Source organism: Streptomyces sp. NPDC018029, from assembly GCF_044327655.1.
Classification (GTDB): domain Bacteria; phylum Actinomycetota; class Actinomycetes; order Streptomycetales; family Streptomycetaceae; genus Streptomyces.
Window position 1 is genome coordinate 276,487 of sequence record NZ_JBIRFV010000007.1, and the last position, 19,195, is coordinate 295,681.

Annotated in this window: 19 protein-coding genes and 1 riboswitch; of the genes, 9 read left to right on the forward strand and 10 right to left on the reverse strand. The window is 72.5% G+C overall.

Translation table 11 applies throughout. The annotated features are described in order from the left end of the window. Nucleotides 1–66 precede the first annotated feature (66 nt). On the forward strand, nt 67–1,047 hold the full coding sequence (locus ACH4D5_RS22680; protein ID WP_398305388.1) for a TIGR03557 family F420-dependent LLM class oxidoreductase: 981 nt from the start codon (nt 67–69) through the stop codon (nt 1,045–1,047). Nucleotides 1,048–1,121: 74 nt separating this feature from the next. On the opposite strand, the gene ACH4D5_RS22685 is transcribed toward ACH4D5_RS22680, so the two are convergent. The 6 genes from ACH4D5_RS22685 to ACH4D5_RS22710 all read right to left on the reverse strand — a co-directional run bounded on the left by ACH4D5_RS22685 (nt 1,122) and on the right by ACH4D5_RS22710 (nt 6,368). Next, nucleotides 1,122–1,538, reverse strand: coding sequence for an SRPBCC family protein (locus tag ACH4D5_RS22685; protein WP_398305391.1), 417 nt, complete (start codon nt 1,536–1,538; stop codon nt 1,122–1,124). A 14-nt stretch (nt 1,539–1,552) separates the two neighbouring features. Beyond that, nucleotides 1,553–1,879 carry a plasmid stabilization protein gene (locus ACH4D5_RS22690; RefSeq protein ID WP_398305394.1) on the reverse strand — a complete coding sequence of 109 codons (327 nt, stop codon included), beginning with the start codon at nt 1,877–1,879 and terminating at the stop codon, nt 1,553–1,555. 207 nt (nt 1,880–2,086) lie between these two features. Further along, nucleotides 2,087–3,931, reverse strand: a complete 1,845-nt coding sequence (locus tag ACH4D5_RS22695) for a thiamine pyrophosphate-requiring protein (protein ID WP_398305397.1) — start codon at nt 3,929–3,931, stop codon at nt 2,087–2,089. A 160-nt stretch (nt 3,932–4,091) separates the two neighbouring features. Continuing rightward, complete coding sequence (locus tag ACH4D5_RS22700; RefSeq protein ID WP_398305400.1) at nt 4,092–4,778, reverse strand: GAF and ANTAR domain-containing protein; 687 nt, start codon at nt 4,776–4,778, stop codon at nt 4,092–4,094. A 124-nt stretch (nt 4,779–4,902) separates the two neighbouring features. After that, a complete protein-coding gene (locus tag ACH4D5_RS22705; RefSeq protein WP_398305403.1) occupies nt 4,903–5,631 on the reverse strand; it encodes an ANTAR domain-containing protein in 729 nt (242 codons plus the stop codon). Further along, nucleotides 5,628–6,368, reverse strand: a complete 741-nt coding sequence (locus tag ACH4D5_RS22710; protein WP_398305406.1) for an ANTAR domain-containing protein — start codon at nt 6,366–6,368, stop codon at nt 5,628–5,630. The genes ACH4D5_RS22705 and ACH4D5_RS22710 overlap by 4 nt, the downstream gene beginning before the upstream one ends. 292 nt (nt 6,369–6,660) lie before the next feature. On the opposite strand from ACH4D5_RS22710, the gene ACH4D5_RS22715 reads away from it, so the two are divergent. Further along, nucleotides 6,661–7,401, forward strand: coding sequence for an ANTAR domain-containing protein (locus ACH4D5_RS22715; protein ID WP_398305408.1), 741 nt, complete (start codon nt 6,661–6,663; stop codon nt 7,399–7,401). 157 nt (nt 7,402–7,558) lie between these two features. Continuing rightward, a complete protein-coding gene (locus ACH4D5_RS22720) occupies nt 7,559–7,915 on the forward strand; it encodes an STAS domain-containing protein (protein WP_398305411.1) in 357 nt (118 codons plus the stop codon). Here ACH4D5_RS22720 and ACH4D5_RS22725 read toward each other — a convergent pair. Further along, nucleotides 7,912–8,259 (reverse strand): hypothetical protein, encoded by a 348-nt coding sequence (locus ACH4D5_RS22725; protein WP_398306036.1) that lies wholly within the window; start codon nt 8,257–8,259, stop codon nt 7,912–7,914. The genes ACH4D5_RS22720 and ACH4D5_RS22725 overlap by 4 nt on opposite strands. Nucleotides 8,260–8,581: 322 nt before the next feature. On the opposite strand from ACH4D5_RS22725, the gene ACH4D5_RS22730 reads away from it, so the two are divergent. Further along, the gene (locus ACH4D5_RS22730; RefSeq protein WP_398305412.1) at nt 8,582–8,779 is read left to right on the forward strand and encodes a hypothetical protein; all 198 of its coding nucleotides are present in this window, start codon (nt 8,582–8,584) and stop codon (nt 8,777–8,779) included. A 121-nt stretch (nt 8,780–8,900) separates the two neighbouring features. Here the strand turns inward: ACH4D5_RS22730 and ACH4D5_RS22735 are convergent, their stop codons facing one another. After that, the gene (locus ACH4D5_RS22735; protein ID WP_398306039.1) at nt 8,901–9,101 is read right to left on the reverse strand and encodes a hypothetical protein; all 201 of its coding nucleotides are present in this window, start codon (nt 9,099–9,101) and stop codon (nt 8,901–8,903) included. Nucleotides 9,102–9,280: 179 nt separating this feature from the next. Here ACH4D5_RS22735 and ACH4D5_RS22740 point away from each other — a divergent pair, with 179 nt between their 5' ends. Beyond that, on the forward strand, nt 9,281–9,478 hold the full coding sequence (locus ACH4D5_RS22740) for a hypothetical protein (protein ID WP_398305415.1): 198 nt from the start codon (nt 9,281–9,283) through the stop codon (nt 9,476–9,478). A 7-nt stretch (nt 9,479–9,485) separates the two neighbouring features. On the opposite strand, the gene ACH4D5_RS22745 is transcribed toward ACH4D5_RS22740, so the two are convergent. Then, nucleotides 9,486–10,148 carry a histidine phosphatase family protein gene (locus tag ACH4D5_RS22745; protein ID WP_398305418.1) on the reverse strand — a complete coding sequence of 221 codons (663 nt, stop codon included), beginning with the start codon at nt 10,146–10,148 and terminating at the stop codon, nt 9,486–9,488. Between the two features lie 125 nt (nt 10,149–10,273). Between ACH4D5_RS22745 and ACH4D5_RS22750 the strand changes: the two genes are divergently transcribed. Next, nucleotides 10,274–11,578 carry an amidohydrolase gene (locus tag ACH4D5_RS22750; protein WP_398305421.1) on the forward strand — a complete coding sequence of 435 codons (1,305 nt, stop codon included), beginning with the start codon at nt 10,274–10,276 and terminating at the stop codon, nt 11,576–11,578. Here ACH4D5_RS22750 and cobN read toward each other — a convergent pair. Beyond that, nucleotides 11,530–15,147, reverse strand: coding sequence for a cobaltochelatase subunit CobN (gene cobN, locus ACH4D5_RS22755; RefSeq protein ID WP_398305424.1), 3,618 nt, complete (start codon nt 15,145–15,147; stop codon nt 11,530–11,532). The two genes, ACH4D5_RS22750 and cobN, sit on opposite strands and share 49 nt — an antisense overlap. 37 nt (nt 15,148–15,184) lie before the next feature. Continuing rightward, nucleotides 15,185–15,304, reverse strand: a riboswitch (cobalamin riboswitch). A gap of 282 nt (nt 15,305–15,586) precedes the next feature. Between cobN and ACH4D5_RS22760 the strand changes: the two genes are divergently transcribed. From ACH4D5_RS22760 to cobJ, 3 genes are all read left to right on the forward strand, one after another. Then, on the forward strand, nt 15,587–16,948 hold the full coding sequence (locus ACH4D5_RS22760) for a cobalamin biosynthesis protein CobG (RefSeq protein WP_398306041.1): 1,362 nt from the start codon (nt 15,587–15,589) through the stop codon (nt 16,946–16,948). Between the two features lie 11 nt (nt 16,949–16,959). Next, nucleotides 16,960–17,586, forward strand: a complete 627-nt coding sequence (locus ACH4D5_RS22765; protein WP_362992512.1) for a precorrin-8X methylmutase — start codon at nt 16,960–16,962, stop codon at nt 17,584–17,586. Nucleotides 17,587–17,651: 65 nt separating this feature from the next. Further along, entirely contained in the window at nt 17,652–19,112 is a 1,461-nt protein-coding gene (gene cobJ / locus ACH4D5_RS22770; protein ID WP_398306044.1) for a precorrin-3B C(17)-methyltransferase, read from the forward strand. Nucleotides 19,113–19,195 lie beyond the last annotated feature (83 nt).

A 19,195-nucleotide genomic window follows, 5' to 3' on the forward strand; every position in this document is an offset into this window, starting at 1 on the left:
TCTAAGCGGGCAAAAGGGCAGAAGCCGCAGCGACAGAAGTGGCGCACGCAAGGAGACGAGACGCACATGAAGATCGGTTACAAGCTCGCCGCCGAGGCCTTCGGCCCGGCGGAACTGGTGCGGCAGGCGGTGCTGGCCGAGCAGGCCGGGTTCGATTTCGTCGAGATCAGCGATCACTACCATCCCTGGCTCGACAACCAGGGGCACTCGCCGTTCGCCTGGACGGTGCTCGGCAGCATCGCGGCCAAGACCGAACGGATCGAGCTGGCGACCGGCGTGACGTGCCCGACGGTGCGCTACCACCCGGCGATCATCGCGCAGGCGGCCGCCACCCTCGCCCTGCTGTCGGAGGGTCGTTTCGTGCTCGGACTCGGTTCGGGCGAGCGGCTCAACGAGCACGTCACCGGCGTCGGTTTCCCGGACGCCGTGTCCACCCGGCACGAGATGTTCAGGGAGGCCCTGGAGATCATCCGGCTGCTGTGGAGCGGCGGCTACCAGTCGTACGAGGGGAAGCATCTGCGGCTCTCGGACGCCCGCGTGTTCGACCTCCCGGAGACGCTTCCGCTGATCGCGGTGGCCGCGAGCGGCAAGGCCTCGACGGCGCTCGCCGCGGAGCTGGGGGACGGTCTTTTCGCCACCGAGGACAAGCCCGAGATCGTCCGGCAGTACCGGGAGGCCGGCGGTTCCGGTCCGCGGTACGCGGAGGTGCCGATGGCGTGGGCGCCCGACGAGCACGCCGGGGCCAAGGCCGCCCTGGAGACGTCGCGTTGGGCCCTGACCGGGTGGAAGGTCATGAGCGAGCTGCCCAATCCGGTCAACTTCGACGCCGCGACCACGACCGTGCGCGAGGAGGACATCCTGGAGAAGTTCGCCTGCGGCACGGATCCCGCGCGGTTCGTCGAGGTGGCGCAGAAGTTCGTGGACGCGGGCTTCGACCGGCTCGTCATGCAGAACGCCGGCCCCGACCCGGACGGGTTCATCGACTTCTACCAGCGTGAACTCGACGGCCGCATGCGGCAGTTGCGGCCGAGTGACGGGCAGGGCTGAACTCGGCCAGGACCGCACCCGCGGCGTCGAGGCCGGCCGCGTCGAGCACGCGGCCGGCCTCGACGGCGTCGGCGTCAGCCTGCGGCGTTGTCGACGCGCAGCCGGACCTGTTCCTCCAGCCGCTGCAGGCTGCGGTCGAGAGCGGTGTGCACGGCCTCTTCACCCGGGTCGTGCCCCTCCTCGAAGAACGACAGATGCACCGTGACCTCACTGGTGCCGCTGTCCAGTCCCGCGACCTGGAGCCAGCCGGTGTAGCCGCCCTGCTCGCGGGTGCCCCACTCCAGCCGCAGCTGGTCGCGCCGGGCCCGCAGCAGGGCGGACACGTCCTGGTCGGTGCGGTCCTCGTGCACGGTGACGGCGGGCGGTTCCTCCCCGGCGTCCACGTGCAGGTCCTGCGGCAGCCAGGCGTCCATCTGGTCGACGTCGGCGGCCTGGTCGAAGACGTGCTCCGGCAGGGCGGGCATCGTGCGTGAACGTTCGTACTCGGTCATCGCGCGCGCCGCGGTCAGCGGCCGAGGGCCTTGGCGAGTTCGTCCTTGTTCATCGACGAACGGCCGTCGATGTTCTTCTTCTTCGCCTCCGCGTACAGCTGGTCCTTCGTCGGCCCCTGGGAGCCGCTGTGCGAACGCTCGCCGCCGCGCTGCGGGGCGGACTTCCTGTCCTGGGTGGACGTCTTGCTCGCGGTCTTCGACTCACCGGAGCGGGCCCGCTCCTTGTTCACGGTGCGCGCGGCGATCTCCTTCGCGCGGCCCTTGGAGGTGCCGCGCTTCTCGGCGCCCTCCTTGATGTGCTCGTACTGACGCTCGCGCTTGGGGCTGGAACCCTGCGGCATGGTGTTCTCCTTCCAGACCGGATGGGCTGCTTGACCGCATCCGCTTCACGGTGACTTCTCGCGTACCCGACGGTCGGCTCCTCACCCGGGAATCACAGAATTCGGGAAATCCGGGCAGATCGGATGGAATCCATCTGATGCGGGGTGCCGGTGGTGTGCGAGCAGACAGCGACCGAACGGATGAGGAGGCGAGTCGCGGCCCGCCTGTCACTTGTCCTGTTCGCCGCTGTCGTGCTCTCCGGCGCCGGGCCGGTCACCGCGGTGCCGGCTGCCCGGCAGCATCTCCTGCACCTTGGCCTTGAAGCCCTGCTTGATCACGGAACCGCGGTCGCTGTCGCCGTGCAGGATCGCCGAGGCGGCGGCCTCGATCTGGTCCAGCGACGCGTGCGGCGGGATGGGCGGGACGGCCGGGTCCGTGCGGAAGTCGATGACGAAGGGCCGGTCCGCGGCGAGCGCCTGGTCCCAGGCGGCCTCGACGTGCTTGGGCTTCTCCACCCGTACGCCGCCGAGGCCCATGGACCGCGCGATGTCGGCGTAGGGCAGATCGGGCAGGTGCTGCGACTCCTCGAACTGCGGGGCGCCTGACATCGCCCGCATCTCCCAGGTGACCTGGTTGAGGTCGCTGTTGTTCAGGACGGCCACGATCAGGCGCGGGTCGGACCACTCGTGGTGGTACTTCGCGGCGGTGACCATCTCCATCATGCCGTTCATCTGCATGGCGCCGTCGCCGACGATGGCGATCGCCGGGCGGTCCGGGTGGGCGAACTTGGCGCCGATGGCGTAGGGCACGCCCGGCCCCATCGTCGCCAGCGTGCCGGAGAGCGAACCGCGCATGGTGCCGCGCAGCCGCAGATGCCGGGCGTACCAGTTGGCGGCGGAGCCGGAGTCGGCGGAGAGGATGGCATCGTCCGGCAGCTTGCCGTCCAGGGCGTGGACCACGTACTCCGGGTTGATGGGGTCGGCGTCCACGGCGGCACGGCGCTGCATGACCTCCCACCACCGCGCGACGTTCTTCTCGACCTTCTCGCGCCAGGCCCGGCTCTCCTTGCGGTGCAGGCGCGGCAGGAGGCGTCGCAGCGTCTCGCGCGCGTCGCCCACGAGGTTCACCTCGAAGGGATACCGCAGCCCGATCATGTGCGGGTCGATGTCGATCTGCACCGCCCGCGCCTGGTCGAAGTCGGGCAGGAACTGCGCGTACGGGAAGCTGGAGCCGATCATCAGCAGGGTGTCGCACTCCTGCATCAGCTCGTACGAGGGCCTCGTGCCGAGCAGCCCGATCGCACCGGTGACGTAGGGCAGGTCGTCCGGCAGCGCGTCCTTGCCGAGCAGCGCCTTGGCCACGCCCGCGCCGAGCACGTCCGCGAGCCGCTCGACCTCGTCGCGGGCGCCGCGGGCACCCTGCCCGATGAGGACGGCCACCTTCTCGCCGGCGTTCAGGACCTCGGCCGCCCGCGCGATGTCCTCGTCGGCCGGCACGGGTGCGTACCGACCGATGCCCAGGCTGGAGGGCACCATCTTGAACGCGTGGGTGGGCGGGGAGTAGTCCAGCTCCTGCACGTCGGCGGGGATGATGACCGCCGTGACCGTGCGCTTGGCGTAGGCCGTGCGCATCGCGCGGTCGATGACGTTGGGCAGCTGCTCGGGAACCGTCACGGTCTCGCAGAAGTCCGACGCGACGTCCTTGTACAGGCTCGCGAGATCCACTTCCTGCTGGTACGAGCCGCCCATGGCGCTGCGGTTGGTCTGGCCCACCAGCGCCACGACAGGGACGTGGTCGAGCTTCGCGTCGTACAGGCCGTTGAGCAGGTGGATCGCGCCGGGACCCGAGGTGGCGGCACACACGCCGACCTTGCCGGAGAACTTGGCGTACCCCACCGCTTGGAAGGCCGCCATCTCCTCGTGGCGGGCCTGCACGAACTTCGGTTTGTTGTCGGCGCGCCCCCACGCCGCGAGCAGTCCGTTGATCCCGTCCCCGGCGTAGGCGAAGACGTGCTCCACGTCCCACTCGCGCAGGCGCTGGAGGATGTAGTCGGAAACCTTCGTGGTGGACATGACGAATCTCCGGTGTGGTGTCGTTATGTGCGGTAGTGCCCGCCCTGTACCCCTAACACCGGGTGACATGCGGGAATCCGACGTGACGGCACCGACCGGGGAACGGATGACACCGGGCCCGCCATGTGGGCCAGCACGGGAGCCGTGCCGGAGAGACCGGTCAGTCGAGCCGCTGGTGGTCGATGACGTGTTCGGCGGTGCGCAGCAGGGGCTGGTTGTGCCGGAAGGAGTGCGCCCGGAGGCGGGCCAGGGCGTCGTCGGCGCTGAGCCCGTACTTGGCGGCGATGACGCCGGCGGCCATGTGGACGGTGGGCGGATAGCCGTGCGGCCCGGGCTTGGCGGGCCGGGTCGGGGCGGCGAGCAGGTGGGGGTGCTCGTACAGGGCGAGGACGGCCAGGACGCGTGCGTAGGCCTCACCACGCTCCCGCTGCACGGGGGTGAAGCGGATGGGCACGCAGCGGTAGAGGTCCAGGGCGCCGATGGTGAGCGTGCCGATGGCGAGGGGCAGCGCGAGGACGCTGCGGGCGCCCTGCTCGCAGGCGCTGGGCGCGAAGACGGGCCATCGGTCGGCCGCGTGGTGCAGGTCCTGCACCAGGACAGGGGCACGGCGGGCGAAGGCGTCGGTGCACGGCCCCTCCCCGGTGACCAGCTGGGCGTCCTCCACCAGCCGGGCGCGCTCGTCGGTGGCCGCGCCCATCAGGCGCAGTTCGCCCGCGGTCACGAGGTTCACGCCGGCGAAGTCGGCTTCCAGATCGTCGGCGCAGGCCCGGCAGCCGGCGGCGAGCGTGGGGCTGCCGGTGGCTGCGCTGACGCGCTGCCAGGCCGCGGCATGGTGGTCCTGGTTCACGAGGCGTCCCTACGACGGGTGCGTACCGGGCAGGCGGCGAAAGGGACGTGCCTTCCGCCGGGGGCCGGGGCGGATGCGGGAGGTGGACGGGTGGGGCCGGGGGCGTGCGGGCCGGGGCGGGTGGTCAGGGGCGGCGGATGGCGGAGGTGTCCAGGGAGCCGTCGATGAGCTGACGGCACAGCTCGGTCAGGGACTGCTGGTGTCTACGGGCGTGCTGGCGCAGGGCGTCGAACGACTCGTCGAGGGTGGTGCTCCAGCGTTCGGCGAGTATTCCCTTGGCCTGCTCGATGACGATGCGGCTCGACAGCGCGGCCCGCAGCTGGGTCCGCTCGATGTTGCCGTGCATGATCGTGCGGTGCTGCAGGATGGCGATGGTCGCCACGTCGGCCAGTGCCTGCGCCACCCGCGCGTCTCGTTCGCTGAGCTTCTGCTCGCGGACGTCGAAGAGGTTCAGTGCGCCGACGACCTGCTGCCGCATGCGCATCGGCAGGGCATGGGTGGTGGTGAAGCCGGCCTGGCGGGCGCGCTCCGCGAAACGCGGGAAGTCGGCGGTCCGCACCGGTGACGTCAGGGTGATGTTGAGCTGGGCGGTGCCGCTGCGGAAGCACTTGACGCAGGGTCCCTCCTCGCTCTGGATGGCGAAGAGCTCGAGCAGCCGGGTGTGCTCGTCCGACGCGGCGATCAGCTGCAGGCCGCCGCTGGGGTCGCTGAGCATGACGCCGACGGCGGAGACGTCGAGCAGGTCGTTGCACCGGTCGCACAGCTGGTGCAGGAAGTGGATCAGGTCGAAGTCGTCGACGAGGGTGTCTACGGCCTCGACCATGGCTGCCAGCAGTTGTTCTTCACGTGTCATGGCCCTTCAGTCCCTTCGCCGGCAGGAGTACCCGGCCCGTTTTCATCATTCTGGAAGCTCAGCCGCCTGGCTACCACGTCCTCGGCGACCTCCACCACGGGCCTCCCGTGCCGGTAGGCGTGGGCGCGCAGCCGCAGGAGAGCCTGGGCCAGGGAGACCCCGGCCTGCACGCTCACCATGCCGCTGGCCTGATGCACCACGGCGCGGTAGAAGTCCGAGGAGTCGTCCGCGTCGGCGAAGGAGGTCTGTTGCGGGCCGTCCTCGAGGAGGAGAGCGACCAGGGCGTTGGCCACGAGCAGGACGTCGGTCATGGTGGTGTCCGTGATCGGACCGGGTGTGCCGCGCTGCAAGGTCATGGTGCCCAGGCAGGCGGACCCGAGGGAGAGCGGGAAGCAGAAGATCGCGCCGATGCCCAGCGCCGCGGCCTCGGGCGACAGCGCGGGCCAGCGGTCGGCAGGCAGGGACGCCAGGTCCGGTACGAGGACGGGGGTGACGGAGGCGGCGGCGTCGAGCCCCGGCCCCTCGCCCAGGGCGAACTGCAGGTCCTCCAGGCGTGCGCTGGCGCCCGCGGTGGACCAGAGCAATTCGCTCGGTCCGCTGTCCGTCGTCGCGGAGACGGCGATGCCGTCCACCCGCAGGATCTGTGCGCACAGCCTCGGGTCGGCACCGATCAGCCCCATATGGCCGGAGGAGGGACGCAGGCTCTCCAGCACGGTGGCCAGATCGTCGGTGCCCACAGCTCTTCACCTCCCGATGCGGCCGCCTTGAGGAGCACCCCTCCGGTGCGGGGGCGCGCTCCGGAGGGTTCAGTCTAGGGACAGTCCCGCGGGCACGGGTGCCGGAAACCTGTGGCGGGCCGGGAACGGGCGTAGGGTGAAAGCGCAAGTTACCCGCGTGCGAAAGCCGCCCTACTCGCCGACACCGGCTTCCCCGTCGGGGCGGCATCGGCGGTGCATGCCGGAGATCGGATGCCAAGATGCCCGCGCGCCACAGGGCGGCTCGTCCGCACGTACCCCCCGCGAGACTCCGATGACCCCGCCCCGGCCGGAAGCCGTGGTCCTCGCCGCCCGCCACACGGGCCACGCCGACCCGGCGGGCCGCATCGGCGCGTCGTGCCGTTCGGCCCTGCGCGGCGCCTATTCGGTGGGCCTCACGCTGGCGGTCGACGCCGCCCTTGCGCAGCGGGTGTCGCTGTGTGCCGTCGGTCCGCTGGCCGCCAAGGGCGAGGCACTCCAGATCAACCTCGGAGAGGGGCCGTGCGTGCAGGCCCTGGACCGGCGCGTCCGCGTTCTCGCCGACGACCTCGACGACCCGGACCTCACCCGCGAGTGGCCCTTCTACGCCCACGACGCCAAGGCCCACCACATCCGCGCCGTCTTCGCCCTGCCCATCCTCAACGGCAGCGACCCGGCACGGCAGGCCGGTCTCGTGCTCTGCCTCTACCGGCACCGTCCCGGCCCGATCTCCGACGCCGACCTGCACACCGCCCAGGACCACGTCGACGCGGCCGATCTCCTGCTCCTCGCGGCGCCCCTGCCGGCCGAGGACGACCTCGCGAGCGCCTGGCTGCTGCCCGTCGACGCCGCCGTCCACCAGGCCATCGGCATGATCAGCTACCGCCACTCGCTCACCGGCAGCCAGGCCCTGGCCCTGCTCCGGGCGCACGCCCACGCCCAGGAGACGGACCTGACGGCTCTCGCCCACGCCGTCGTCCACGATCACCTGACCCTCCCCGACCCGCCCCCCTCCGGCCCCACAGGTGCCCAATAGGCTCGGCAGTCCCATTAGCAGGTGCGAGGCAGGCGTCGCAGCGGATCGGCTGAATCGCCGCGACAGGCGCTTTCCGGCCGTTACCGTGAAGCGCCGGCCCAGACCCCGTTGGCGACCGGTCCTCAGGGACGTACTGCTACTCAGCCAAATGAGAGTCATGCCGTCTTCGACGCCGACGACGTCCTGCATCGCGTCCGTGCACGCGCACGGACACGACCTCGTGGTCAGCCTGCGGGGGGAGATCGATGTCGCCACCGCTCCCGCCATCACCTCATACCTCGACACCCTGACGCCCGGGCACCACGCCGATCTGCTGATCGACCTGCGCCGTGTGACGTTCATGGACGGTTCCGGCGTACGGGTTCTGACGCGCGCCCGCGCCAGACAGGGCGGACGGCTACGCCTGATCTGCACGCAGTCGATGACGCTCAAGCTGCTCCGCCACCCGAGCCTGCGTCTGCACTTCGAGATCCTGGACCATCTCCCGCCACCGGCACCGCGGACAGTGGCCTAAAGGCGCAGCAGCCGTTGGGTGATCTCCCGGTACTGGCGCAGCGCGAGCCGGAGTTCGACGGCCTCGGTGCCGGGGTCCTGCTCCTGCCAGTCCGCGCGCAGCGCGCGTCTCCGTTCCGCGATGGCCTCCATCAGCAGGGCGGAGGTCTCGTTCAGGGCGGCGTCCGCCTCTTCCAGCGCGTCGCGCGGGGTGTCGGCGAAGGTGTTGATCGCGTGGCCGAGGCGCCGGGTGATCTTTTCGCGCTCGTCCGACGGCAGCAGCGGCTCGGGGCCCGCCGCGGCGGGTTCGGCACGGTCCCGCGGCTGGTCCGCGGGTTGCTGGGCGCGTCTCTGGTCGTACATCATCGGTGCCGCTTCCGTCCGCATGTGGGCGTTCTTAGGTCTTCTGTGCGGCCCGTTCCTGGCCGGCGTTCCGTAGCGACATGGCTCTGCGCCGTGCAGCCAGTCAACGTCCGGCGGCGGTCCGTGTCAACGCGATACGGCGGCCGGGGGCGATGTCATCGCCGCGCCATCACCGTGAGCGGAAGGACCTGAGCCAGGTGAATCGTTACTTCTTTCACGTACGGGTGATATCGGGCGTATCGCGATCCGGGGTTGGGGAGTCACGGAGCGGCTCGCGTTGATCGTCGAGCCGGAGGCAACTTCGCTGACATGAAGGAGAGTTCACATGCGCCGTTCCGCCGCCGTCATTCTCGGTGCCGTCGCGTTGCTGGGAGTCCTCGCGGCGCCCGCGAGCGCCGTGCCGGATCCCGTCGCGACCGTCGACTGTCTGGCCCAGGCGCCCGCGGAGATCACGGCGCTCGTCGACCCGGCGAGCCCCGGCCTCCCCACGGAGATCCCGCTCACGGGGTGTCTCGCGCCGTGACCTGAGCGCCCGCTCTCACCCGCACCGCACTTGCGTCTCCCGGACCGGACCGGTTGGGGCCGGATCGGATCGGGAGCCGCAAGTGCGGGTGTCGGTCGCTCGCGCCCCGGCGCTCAGGCCGTCAGCCCCACCGGTAGCCGTCGCCGAAGTTCAGGGTGTGTTCCAGCACGTCTTCCAGCGGGTCGTCGATCTGGCCGGTGTTGATCAGCCCGACCCTGGGCGCGTTGTGCGAGTTGTGGTTCTCCTCGTCGGCGTGTGCCGTGCCGGAGCACAGGACGGCCGGCGTGGCCGTCATCGCCGCGACCAGCGCCCAACGGGACATCTTCTGCGCCCAACTGCCGTTCACTGCGGCCTCCTTGAAGCGTGCGTGTCCGGGCCGTCGAGCACGGCCCGTTCGCCCTGTGTAACCCCGGCGCGGTCAGGAAGTCACCGACGATCATACGAACGGGTTGTCTCCCGCTCCCCGGTTCGTCCAACCTCCCCACGCAGGAAGGCTGTTGCATGTCGCCTCGGCACGTCGTCGCCGTCATCACCCTCGCCGCCGCCCTCGTCGGCGGGCTCGTCCTCTCCACCGCAACGGCCGCGACCGCCGCGGCGAATCCCATTCCGCTGCCCGTCATCGACACGCTGATCAACGAAGGGATCTCCGTCGAGGGGCCGTTGATCAACAACATCGTGCTGCCGGGCGGGCCGCCGTAAGGAGGGCTCAGGCGCGGAGCTCCGGGGGGAAGCCGGTCCAGCGCAGTTCGTCGGGCAGGTGGCGCATGTCGTTGTAGAACACCAGGGCGGCGGGGCGGCCCGGGGTGTAGCGGATGGCCGTCAGCGCCGCGTTGCAGTGGTTGAGGCCCAGCCAGCGCGCCGGTGGGGCCTCCAGCGCGGCGCGGACCAGCCAGCCGATCAGGAAGTTGTGGGTGACGAGCAGTTCGTGGCGCGGCTCGTCGCCGGGGACCGGGCCGGTGAAGCGGGCCAGGGCCTCCTGGGCCAGGGCGGGGCCGTCCACGCGCTCGGCCTCGGGGAACTCCGCCAGGCGCGCCAGCGTCGCGTCGGCCGTCTCGGGCGGCAGTTCGTCCCTGTGCGGGAGGTGGGGGAGATAGTCGCCCGCCGGGGCCGAGCGGTGCAGGGGGACGGCGCCGTTCAACTGATCGGCCACCAGACGGGCCGTCTGTTCGGCGCGGGGGAGCGGGCCGTGGTGGATCGCCGAGAGGGGCACGCTCCGGAGGCGTTCGCCGAGGAGGACCGCCTGTCTGAGGCCGCTCTGCGTCAGCCCGCTCTCGTCCGGGGTGGCCTCGCCGTGCCGGGCGATGTAGAGGTGGCGCGTGCTGTGCGTGGGGTGCGCGGTGTGCGGGGTGGTCGGGGGCGGTGTGGTCATGGCGCGGCGGTCCCTTTCCGATCTTCGGTGACGACTGGGGTGACGTGCTCGCGGTGTGACCGGTTCCGGGCGCCCCTGAGCGTCGTACGTAGGGTGGCGGGAGTACGACAGACGAGGAGCGTGACATGACCGCCGCCGAACGGACCGCCTCCGCCTTGCGGGGCCTCGACGCCATCAAGGGCGAGCTCGCCGATCTCTACCGCGATCTGCACGCCCACCCCGAGCTGTCCTTCGAGGAACACCGCACCGCCGCCGAGGTCGCCCGGCGCGCCGCCTCGTACGGGTACGAGGTCACGACCGGCGTCGGCCGCACCGGTGTGGTCGCCGTCCTGGCGAACGGTGAGGGCCCGACCGTCCTGCTGCGCGCCGACTTCGACGCGCTGCCGGTGACGGAGCGCACCGGACTTCCGTACGCGTCCGTCAACGACGGCGTGATGCACGCCTGCGGCCACGACATGCACGTCACCTGTCTGCTGGGAGCGCTGCGGCTGCTCGCGGACGCCCGCGACGGCTGGTCGGGCAGGATCGTCGGCGTCTTCCAGCCCGCCGAGGAGACCGCGCAGGGCGCGCGGGCGATGGTCGAGGACGGCTTCTACGAGCGGTTCGGCATCCCGGACGTCGTGCTCGGGCAGCACGTGGCGCCGCTCCCCGTCGGCATGATCGGGGCGCACGCCGGGCCCGCCTTCGCGGCGACCGACGCCCTGCGCGTGCGGATGTTCGGCAAGGGCGCGCACGGCTCGCGCCCCGAGGCGTCGATCGACCCCGTGGTGATGGCCGCCGCGACCGTGATGCGGCTGCAGACCGTCGTGTCGCGGGAGATCGCGGGCGGCGAGACGGCCGTGGTCACCGTCGGCTCGCTGCGGGCGGGCACGAAGGACAACATCATCCCGGACGAGGCCGAGCTGCAGATCAACATCCGGACGTACACGCCCGAGGTCCGCAGGCGGGTCCTCGCCGCCGTCGAGCGCATCATCAAGGGCGAGGCGGCCACGGCGGGGGCGGAGCGGGAGCCCGAGATCACGGAGATCGACGCGTTCCCCGTCCTCGACAACGACGCGGCCGCCGTCGAGAGGACGATGGCGGCGATCGGCGCGGTGCTCGGCGAGGACCGGATCCTCGACCCGGGCCCCGTGACCGGCAGCGAGGACGTCGGGTACTTCGCGACCTGCGCGGATCGCGAAGTCCCGCTCTGCTACTGGCTGTTCGGCGGCGCCGGCCCCGCGGAGGTGGTCACCGCGCAGAAGGCGGGGACCTTCGAGCGCGACATCCCGTCCAACCACTCGCCGTTCTTCGCCCCGCTGGTCGAGCCGGCCGTCACCACCGGCGTCACGGCGCTGACGACGGCCGCACTCGCCTGGCTCGGGGGTGCGAAGACCGGCCCTCAGCCCTCGTCGCCGCCGTCCTCCAAGTCGCCCTCGGACTCCAGGTAGGCCTGCCGCAGCGCTTCGAGCACGGCCGGGTCCGGCTTGGCCCACATGCCGCGCGACTCCGCCTCCAGGAGGCGTTCCGCGATGCCGTGCAGCGCCCAGGGGTTGGCCTCCTGGAGGAACTGACGGTTCGTCGGATCCAGGACGTACGTCTCCGTGAGCTTGTCGTACATCCAGTCGGCGACGACGCCCGTCGTGGCGTCGTACCCGAACAAGTAGTCCACGGTGGCGGCGAGTTCGAAGGCTCCCTTGTAGCCGTGGCGGCGCATCGCCTCGATCCACTTGGGGTTGACCACGCGGGCGCGGAACACCCGCGAGGTCTCCTCGACCAGCGTGCGCGTGCGGACCGTCTCGGGGCGCGTCGAGTCGCCGATGTACGCCTCCGGTGCCGTGCCCCGCAGCGCGCGCACGGTCGCCACCATGCCGCCGTGGTACTGGAAGTAGTCGTCCGAGTCCGCGATGTCGTGCTCGCGGGTGTCGGTGTTCTTCGCGGCGACGGCGATGCGCTTGTACGCGGTCTCCATCTCGGCGCGGGCCGGGCGGCCTTCGAGCCCGCGGCCGTACGCGTAGCCGCCCCACACCGTGTAGACCTCGGCGAGGTCCGCGTCGGTGCGCCAGTCGCGGGAGTCGATGAGCTGGAGCAGGCCCGCGCCGTACGTACCGGGGCGCGATCCGAAGATGCGGGTGGTGGCCCGGCGCTCGTCGCCGTGCTCGGCCAGGTCGGCCTGGGCGTGGGCGCGTACGTAATTCTGGTCGGCGGGCTCGTCGAGCGAGGCGGCGAGCCGCACCGCGTCGTCGAGCAGGCCGATGGTGTGCGGGAACGCGTCGCGGAAGAAGCCCGAGATGCGCAGCGTCACGTCGATGCGGGGGCGGCCCAGCTCCTCGTACGGGATGGCCTCCAGGCCCGTGACGCGGCGCGACGCGTCGTCCCAGACCGGGCGGACGCCGAGCAGCGCCATGGCCTCGGCGACGTCGTCGCCCGCCGTGCGCATCGCGCTCGTGCCCCACAGGGAGAGGCCGACGGACGTGGGGTACTCGCCGTTGTCCGTCCGATACCGCTCGATGAGGGAGTCGGCGAGGGCCTGGCCCGTCTCCCACGCGAGGCGGGACGGGACGGCCTTCGGGTCGACCGAGTAGAAGTTGCGGCCGGTCGGCAGGACGTTGACCAGGCCGCGCAGCGGGGAGCCCGAGGGGCCCGCAGGGACGAAGCCGCCGTTCAGCGCGTGCACGGAGTGGTCGAGTTCGGCGGTGGTGGCAGCGAGGCGCGGGACGACCTCGCGGGCGGCGAACTCCAGGACGGCGGCGACCTGTTCACCCTGGTCGCGGGGGACGGCGGCGAGGTCCCAGCCCGCGTCGTCCATCGCCTGGACCAGCGCGCGGGCCTGCTCCTCGGCCGCGTCGGCGGTGGTCCGCGTCGCCGCGGACTCGTCGAGGCCGAGGGCTTCGCGCAGGCCGGGCAGGGCGGTCGTGCCGCCCCAGATCTGGCGGGCCCGCAGGATCGCGAGGACGAGGTTGACGCGGTCACCGGCGGCCGGTGCGGTGCCGAGGACGTGCAGGCCGTCGCGGATCTGCGCGTCCTTGATCTCGCAGAGCCAGCCGTCGACGTGCAGCAGGAAGTCGTCGAAGCCGTCGTCGTCCGGACGGTCCTCCAGACCCAGGTCGTGGTCGAGCTTTGCGGCCTGGATGAGCGTCCAGATCTGCGCGCGGATCGCCGGAAGCTTCGCCGGGTCCATGGAGCTGATCTGCGCGTACTCGTCGAGGAGCTGCTCCAGGCGCGCGATGTCGCCGTAGGAGTCGGCGCGCGCCATCGGCGGCACCAGGTGGTCGATGAGCGTGGCGTGCACGCGGCGCTTGGCCTGCGTGCCCTCGCCCGGGTCGTTGACCAGGAAGGGGTAGATCAGCGGCAGGTCGCCGAGCGCGGCGTCGGGGCCGCAGGCGGCGGACAGGCCCGCGTTCTTGCCGGGCAGCCACTCCAGGTTGCCGTGCTTGCCGAGGTGGATCATCGCGTCGGCGCCGAAGCCGCCGTCGGCCGCGGGCGCCGCGATCCAGCGGTACGCCGCCAGGTAGTGGTGCGACGGCGGCAGGTCCGGGTCGTGGTAGATCGCGATGGGGTTCTCGCCGAAGCCGCGCGGCGGCTGGATGAGGATGAGGAGGTTGCCGCGGCGCAGGGCGGCGAGCACGATGTCGCCTTCCGGGTCCCCGCCGTTGCCGACCCGCGAGCGGTCCAGGAACATCTCGCCGGGCGGCGGCCCCCAGTGCTGCTCGACCGAGTCCCGCAGCTCCTGCGGCAGCGTCGCGTACCACCGCTTGTAGTCGGCGGCCGGGATGCGCACCGGGTTGGCGGCGAGCTGTTCCTCGGTGAGCCACTCCTGGTCGTGGCCGCCCGCGTCGATGAGCGCGCGGATCAGCTCGTCGCCGTCACCGGAGACGAGGCCCGGGATGTCGGCCTCGGGGCCGAAGTCGTAGCCCTCGGCGATGAGCCTGCGCAGGAGCGCGACGGCGGACGCGGGGGTGTCGAGGCCGACCGCGTTGCCGATGCGGGAGTGCTTGGTGGGGTACGCGGAGAGGACCAGCGCGAGGCGCTTGTCGGCGGCCGGGATGTGCTTCAGGCGTGCGTGCCGTACGGCGATGCCGGCGACCCGGGCCGCCCGCTCGGCGTCGGCCACGTACGCGGGAAGGCCGTCCTCGTCGATCTCCTTGAAGGAGAAGGGGACCGTGATGAGGCGCCCGTCGAACTCGGGCACCGCGATCTGGCTCGCGGCGTCCAGCGGCGAGACGCCCTCGTCGTTCTCCTCCCACGCGGAGCGCGACCCGGTCAGGCAGAGCGCCTGGAGGATCGGCACGTCGAGGCCGGTCAGCGCGCCCGCGTCCCACGACTCGTCGTCGCCGCCGGCCGACGCCTCGGCGGGCCTGGTGCCGCCCGCCGCGAGGACGGTCGTCACGATGGCGTCGGCGGCGCGCAGCTCGTCGATCAGCTCGGGCTCGGGGGCGCGCAGCGAAGCCACGTACAGCGGCATCGCGCGGGCGCCCGCGTCCTCGATCGCGCCGCACAGCGCGTCCACGAAGGCGGTGTTGCCGCTCATGTGGTGGGCGCGGTAGTAGAGCACGGCGACCGTGGGGCCCTCGACGTCGGCGCGGGCGGTGCGCTCCAGCGGGCCCCAGGAGGGGGCGGCGGCGGGAGGCTCGAAGCCGTGGCCGGTGAGCAGCACGGTGTCGGAGAGGAAGCGGGCCAGCTGCTCCAGGTTGGCGGGGCCGCCGTGCGCGAGGTAGGCGTGCGCCTCGGCGGCGATGCCGATCGGCACGGTCGACGACGCCATCAGCTGGGCGTCGGGCGCCTGTTCCCCGGTGAGCACGACGACCGGGAGGCCGGTGGCGATGAGCTGGTCGAGGCCGTCCTGCCAGGCGCGGACGCCGCCGAGGAGGCGTACGACGACGAGGTCGACGCCGTCCAGTAGGGCGGGCAGCGCGTCGAGGTCCAGACGGGACGGGTTGGCGAACCGGTAGTCGACCGGGCCTCCCGCCGCGCGGGCGCTGAGCAGGTCGGTGTCGGAGGTCGACAACAGCAGAAGCATGCGGGCGCAGGCCTTCCTCGGGGTGTCCGCGCCCCGGGTGGTCGTATGGACGGCAGGAGTTCCTGGCTCACCCCACACAGGTGGGGCTCACAGTGGCGGGACCGCGCCGGATTCGCACCGGGCTTCCTCCCTGGGGTCCTGGTGGACCCACGCCGTCGCTGGCGTCGGCGGACCCCAGCGGTCTCGGGGCAGTGTGGCACGCGCCCACGCCGCCCGGCACGCCCTCTCGCCGCGCCGGGCGAAGTCCCAAGTACGTCCAGTACGAGGGCCTCCGCCCAGCACGCCGAGAGCACGCACCGAACGACGCGGACCCGCACCCCACTGCCCCGAGACCGCTGGAGGCCCGCCGCCTGCATAGTAAGTCCTGCCCGCCGCCGATGGGGCGGCCACCTGCCAGGACGGTCCGTCTCGGGAGGCGACCGGCCGGATCCGCGTGGGTATGCTCGCCGCCATGCCGCCCACCCGAGCACCATCCCCAGACCAGGGCGAATCCCTCATACGTGACCGGGGTGACGCCTGCCCCGGAGCCCTCCGCCTGCACCTCGCGGACGACGGGCGCCTCGCCCGACTCCGGCTGCCCGGCGGTCTCCTGACGGGGCATCAGACGTCCGTGCTGGCGGCCGCGACGGAGCGTCTGGCGGACGGGAACCTCAGCGTCACCTCGCGCGGCAACATCGAGCTGCGCGGTCTCGGCGACGCGTGCGGCGGCGAGCTCTCCCGGCTGCTCGCGGACGCCGGCCTGCTGCCCTCCGAGCGCCACGAGCGGGTGCGGAACGTGGTGGCGTCCCCGCTCGCGGGAACCGACGGACTCGGCCACGCCGACGTGCAGTTGTGGGCCCGTGAGCTGGACCGACTCCTGTGCGCGGAGGAGTGGACGACAGCGCTCTCCGGCCGCTTCCTGTTCGCCCTCGACGACGGCCGCGGGGATGCGGCCGGGCTCGGCGGCGATGTGACCTTGATCGCAGAATCCGGCGGGACCGCAGTCGTACGTCTCGGGGGCCACGCCTGCCGGGTCGCCGGGGCCGACGTCCCGCGCGCCGCCCTCGCGGCCGCCGCGGCCTTCCTCGACGCCGCGCGCGAGGCGGGCAACGGGGCGTGGCGGGTGCGCGAACTGCCCGAAGGGACGACCGCGGACCTGGCGGGAGCACTGTCCCGGGCCGACGTCTCCGCGACGCCGGTCGGCGTATCCGCGACGCCCACCGACGTTTCCGCGACGCCCGCCGACGTCTCCGCCACTCCCGCCGACGTCTCCGCCACTCCCGCCGACGTCCCGCGGCCGCCGATCGCCGCGCCGCCCGCCCCGGGCGTCGTCGGCCGCGCAGTGGTGGTCCACGCCCGCCTCGGCCGCGTGAGCGCCGCCCAGTGGCGGGCCCTCCTGCCGCTCCCCGCCGACGAGCTGCGGGTCACGCCCTGGCGCGGCTTCGTGCTCCCCGGCTTCGCCGACGGGGCTGCGGCCCGCGGACGGCTGGCCGCGCTGGCCGCCGCCGGATACGTCACCGCACCCGACTCGCCCTGGCTGGGCGTCGGCGCCTGCACCGGCCGCCCGGGCTGCGCCAAGTCCCTCGCCGACGTCCGCGCCGACGCAGTGCCCGGCACCGGCGGACTCCCCGTCCACTGGTCCGGCTGCGAGCGGCGCTGCGGTCACCCGCACGGCGACTGGGTCGACGTCCTCGCCACCGGCGACGGCCGCTACGAGGTCACGCGGCACACCGGCGGCTCGACCGAGGCCGTGACGGGCAGCACCCTGACCGAGACGGTCACCACGGCACGTAACACCACGAAAACGACGGCCACGAGATGAGCGAGAGCACAGTGTTCGACTACGAGAAGGACGGCGCGGCGATCTACCGCGAGTCCTTTGCCACCATCCGCGCGGAGGCGGACCTCCACGGCCTGCCCGCCGACGTCAGCCAGGTCGCGGTCCGGATGATCCACGCCTGCGGGATGGTGGATCTCGTGAAGGATCTCGCCTACAGCCCGCGGGTGATCGCCGACGCCCGCAAGGCGCTGCGCGACGGCGCGCCGATCCTCTGCGACGCGAACATGGTCGCGAGCGGCGTCACCCGCAAGCGGCTGCCCGCCGACAACGACGTGATCTGCACCCTCGCCGACCCGTCCGTGCCGGACCTCGCCGCCGAGCTCGGCACCACCCGCAGCGCCGCCGCCATGGAACTCTGGCGCGACCGCCTCGAAGGCTCCGTCGTCGCCATCGGCAACGCGCCCACCGCCCTCTTCCGCCTCCTGGAGATGATCGAGGAAGGCGCGCCGCGCCCGGCCGCCGTCCTCGGCATCCCGGTCGGCTTCGTCGGCGCCGCCGAGTCCAAGGACGCGCTCGCCGAGCACTCCTCCGGCCTGGAGTACCTGGTCGTACGAGGGCGGCGCGGCGGCAGCGCGATGGCCGCGGCGGCGATCAACGCGATTGCGAGCGAGGCGGAGTGAACACCGAGACCACTTCCCGGGGGAAGCTGTACGGCGTCGGGCTCGGCCCCGGCGACCCCTCCCTGATGACCGTGCGCGCCGTCGAGGTGATCGCGTCCGCCGACGTGATCGCCTACCACTCGGCCCGGCACGGGCGCTCCATCGCCCGCTCCATCGCGGCGAAGCACCTCAGGGACGACCACATCGAGGAGCCGCTGGTCTACCCCGTCACGACGGAGACCACGGACCACCCCGGCGGTTACCGCGGCGCCCTCGACGAGTTCTACGAGGAGGCCGCGGCCCGCCTCGCCGCCCACCTCGACGCGGGCCGCACGGTCGCCGTCCTCGCCGAGGGCGACCCGCTCTTCTACGGCTCCTACCAGCACATGCACAAGCGCCTCGCGCACCGCTACCCGACCGAGGTGATCCCCGGCGTCACCTCGGTGAGCGCGGCGGCGGCCCGCCTCGGCGAGCCCCTGGTGGAGGCCGAGGAGGTGCTGACGATCCTGCCGGGCACGCTCCCCGAGGAGGAGCTGGCCGCGCGCCTCGCGGCGACGGACTCGGCGGTCGTCATGAAGCTCGGCCGTACGTTCGGGAAGGTGCGCGGCGCCCTGGAGAGCGCGGGCCGCCTCGACGAGGCCCGCTACGTCGAGCGGGCCACCATGGAGGGCGAGCGCACCGGCCGCCTCGCCGACGTGGACCCCGACTCGGTGCCGTACTTCTCCGTGGCGGTGCTGCCGAGCCGGGTGGCGCCCCTGACGGGCGGGCCCGCGCCGGAACCGCCCGCGGAGCGGTGCGGAGAGGTCGTCGTGGTCGGCACGGGACCCGCGGGGCCGCTGTGGCTGACCCCCGAGACGCGCGGCGCGCTCGCCGCCGCAGACGACCTGGTCGGCTACACCACGTATGTCGACCGTGTGCCGCACCGCGCCGGGCAGCGGCGGCACGGGTCCGACAACCGCGTGGAGTCCGAACGCGCCGAGTTCGCCCTGGAGCTGGCGCGGCGCGGGCGGCGCGTGGCCGTCGTGTCGGGCGGTGACCCCGGCGTCTTCGCGATGGCCACGGCGGTCCTTGAGGCGGCCTCGCAGGACGCGTACGCGGATGTTCCGGTACGGGTGCTGCCCGGTGTGACGGCCGCGAACGCGGCGGCGGCCCGGGCGGGGGCCCCGCTCGGCCACGACTACGCGACGATCTCCCTCTCCGACCGGCTCAAGCCCTGGGAGGTCATCGCGGAGCGCCTTGCCGCGGCGGCCGCCGCGGATCTCGTCCTCGCGCTCTACAACCCGGGCTCGCGCAGCCGGACCTGGCAGGTGGGCAAGGCACGGGAACTGCTGCTCGAACACCGGGCGCCGGACACGCCGGTCGTCCTCGGACGGGACGTGGGCGGCCCCGAGGAGAGCGTGCGGATCGTACGCCTCGGGGACCTCGACCCCGCCGAGGTCGACATGCGGACGCTGCTGATCGTCGGGTCTTCGCAGACCCAGTGGGTACGGAGGCGCGGGGGCGCGGAGCAGATCGTGTGGACGCCCCGGCGGTATCCCGAGGGGTAAGCGTCTTCGTCTGCGGGTGCGTGGGGGCTGGTCGCGCAGTTCCCCGCGCCCCTGAAAGCGGGGCTGCGCCCCGTCAGGGGCGC

Excerpts from the sequence above, each read along its gene's own strand:
- ACH4D5_RS22680 (WP_398305388.1), top strand. The coding sequence starts at position 67 with ATGAAGATCGGTTACAAGCTCGCCGCCGAGGCCTTCGGCCCGGCGGAA.
- ACH4D5_RS22685 (WP_398305391.1), bottom strand. The coding sequence starts at position 1,538 with ATGACCGAGTACGAACGTTCACGCACGATGCCCGCCCTGCCGGAGCAC.
- ACH4D5_RS22690 (WP_398305394.1), bottom strand. The coding sequence starts at position 1,879 with ATGCCGCAGGGTTCCAGCCCCAAGCGCGAGCGTCAGTACGAGCACATC.
- ACH4D5_RS22695 (WP_398305397.1), bottom strand. The coding sequence starts at position 3,931 with ATGTCCACCACGAAGGTTTCCGACTACATCCTCCAGCGCCTGCGCGAG.
- ACH4D5_RS22705 (WP_398305403.1), bottom strand. The coding sequence starts at position 5,631 with ATGACACGTGAAGAACAACTGCTGGCAGCCATGGTCGAGGCCGTAGAC.
- ACH4D5_RS22715 (WP_398305408.1), top strand. The coding sequence starts at position 6,661 with ATGACCCCGCCCCGGCCGGAAGCCGTGGTCCTCGCCGCCCGCCACACG.
- ACH4D5_RS22720 (WP_398305411.1), top strand. The coding sequence starts at position 7,559 with ATGCCGTCTTCGACGCCGACGACGTCCTGCATCGCGTCCGTGCACGCG.
- ACH4D5_RS22725 (WP_398306036.1), bottom strand. The coding sequence starts at position 8,259 with ATGATGTACGACCAGAGACGCGCCCAGCAACCCGCGGACCAGCCGCGG.
- ACH4D5_RS22730 (WP_398305412.1), top strand. The coding sequence starts at position 8,582 with ATGCGCCGTTCCGCCGCCGTCATTCTCGGTGCCGTCGCGTTGCTGGGA.
- ACH4D5_RS22735 (WP_398306039.1), bottom strand. The coding sequence starts at position 9,101 with ATGTCCCGTTGGGCGCTGGTCGCGGCGATGACGGCCACGCCGGCCGTC.
- ACH4D5_RS22740 (WP_398305415.1), top strand. The coding sequence starts at position 9,281 with ATGTCGCCTCGGCACGTCGTCGCCGTCATCACCCTCGCCGCCGCCCTC.
- ACH4D5_RS22745 (WP_398305418.1), bottom strand. The coding sequence starts at position 10,148 with ATGACCACACCGCCCCCGACCACCCCGCACACCGCGCACCCCACGCAC.
- ACH4D5_RS22750 (WP_398305421.1), top strand. The coding sequence starts at position 10,274 with ATGACCGCCGCCGAACGGACCGCCTCCGCCTTGCGGGGCCTCGACGCC.
- cobN (WP_398305424.1), bottom strand. The coding sequence starts at position 15,147 with ATGCTTCTGCTGTTGTCGACCTCCGACACCGACCTGCTCAGCGCCCGC.
- ACH4D5_RS22760 (WP_398306041.1), top strand. The coding sequence starts at position 15,587 with ATGCTCGCCGCCATGCCGCCCACCCGAGCACCATCCCCAGACCAGGGC.
- cobJ (WP_398306044.1), top strand. The coding sequence starts at position 17,652 with ATGACCGTGCGCGCCGTCGAGGTGATCGCGTCCGCCGACGTGATCGCC.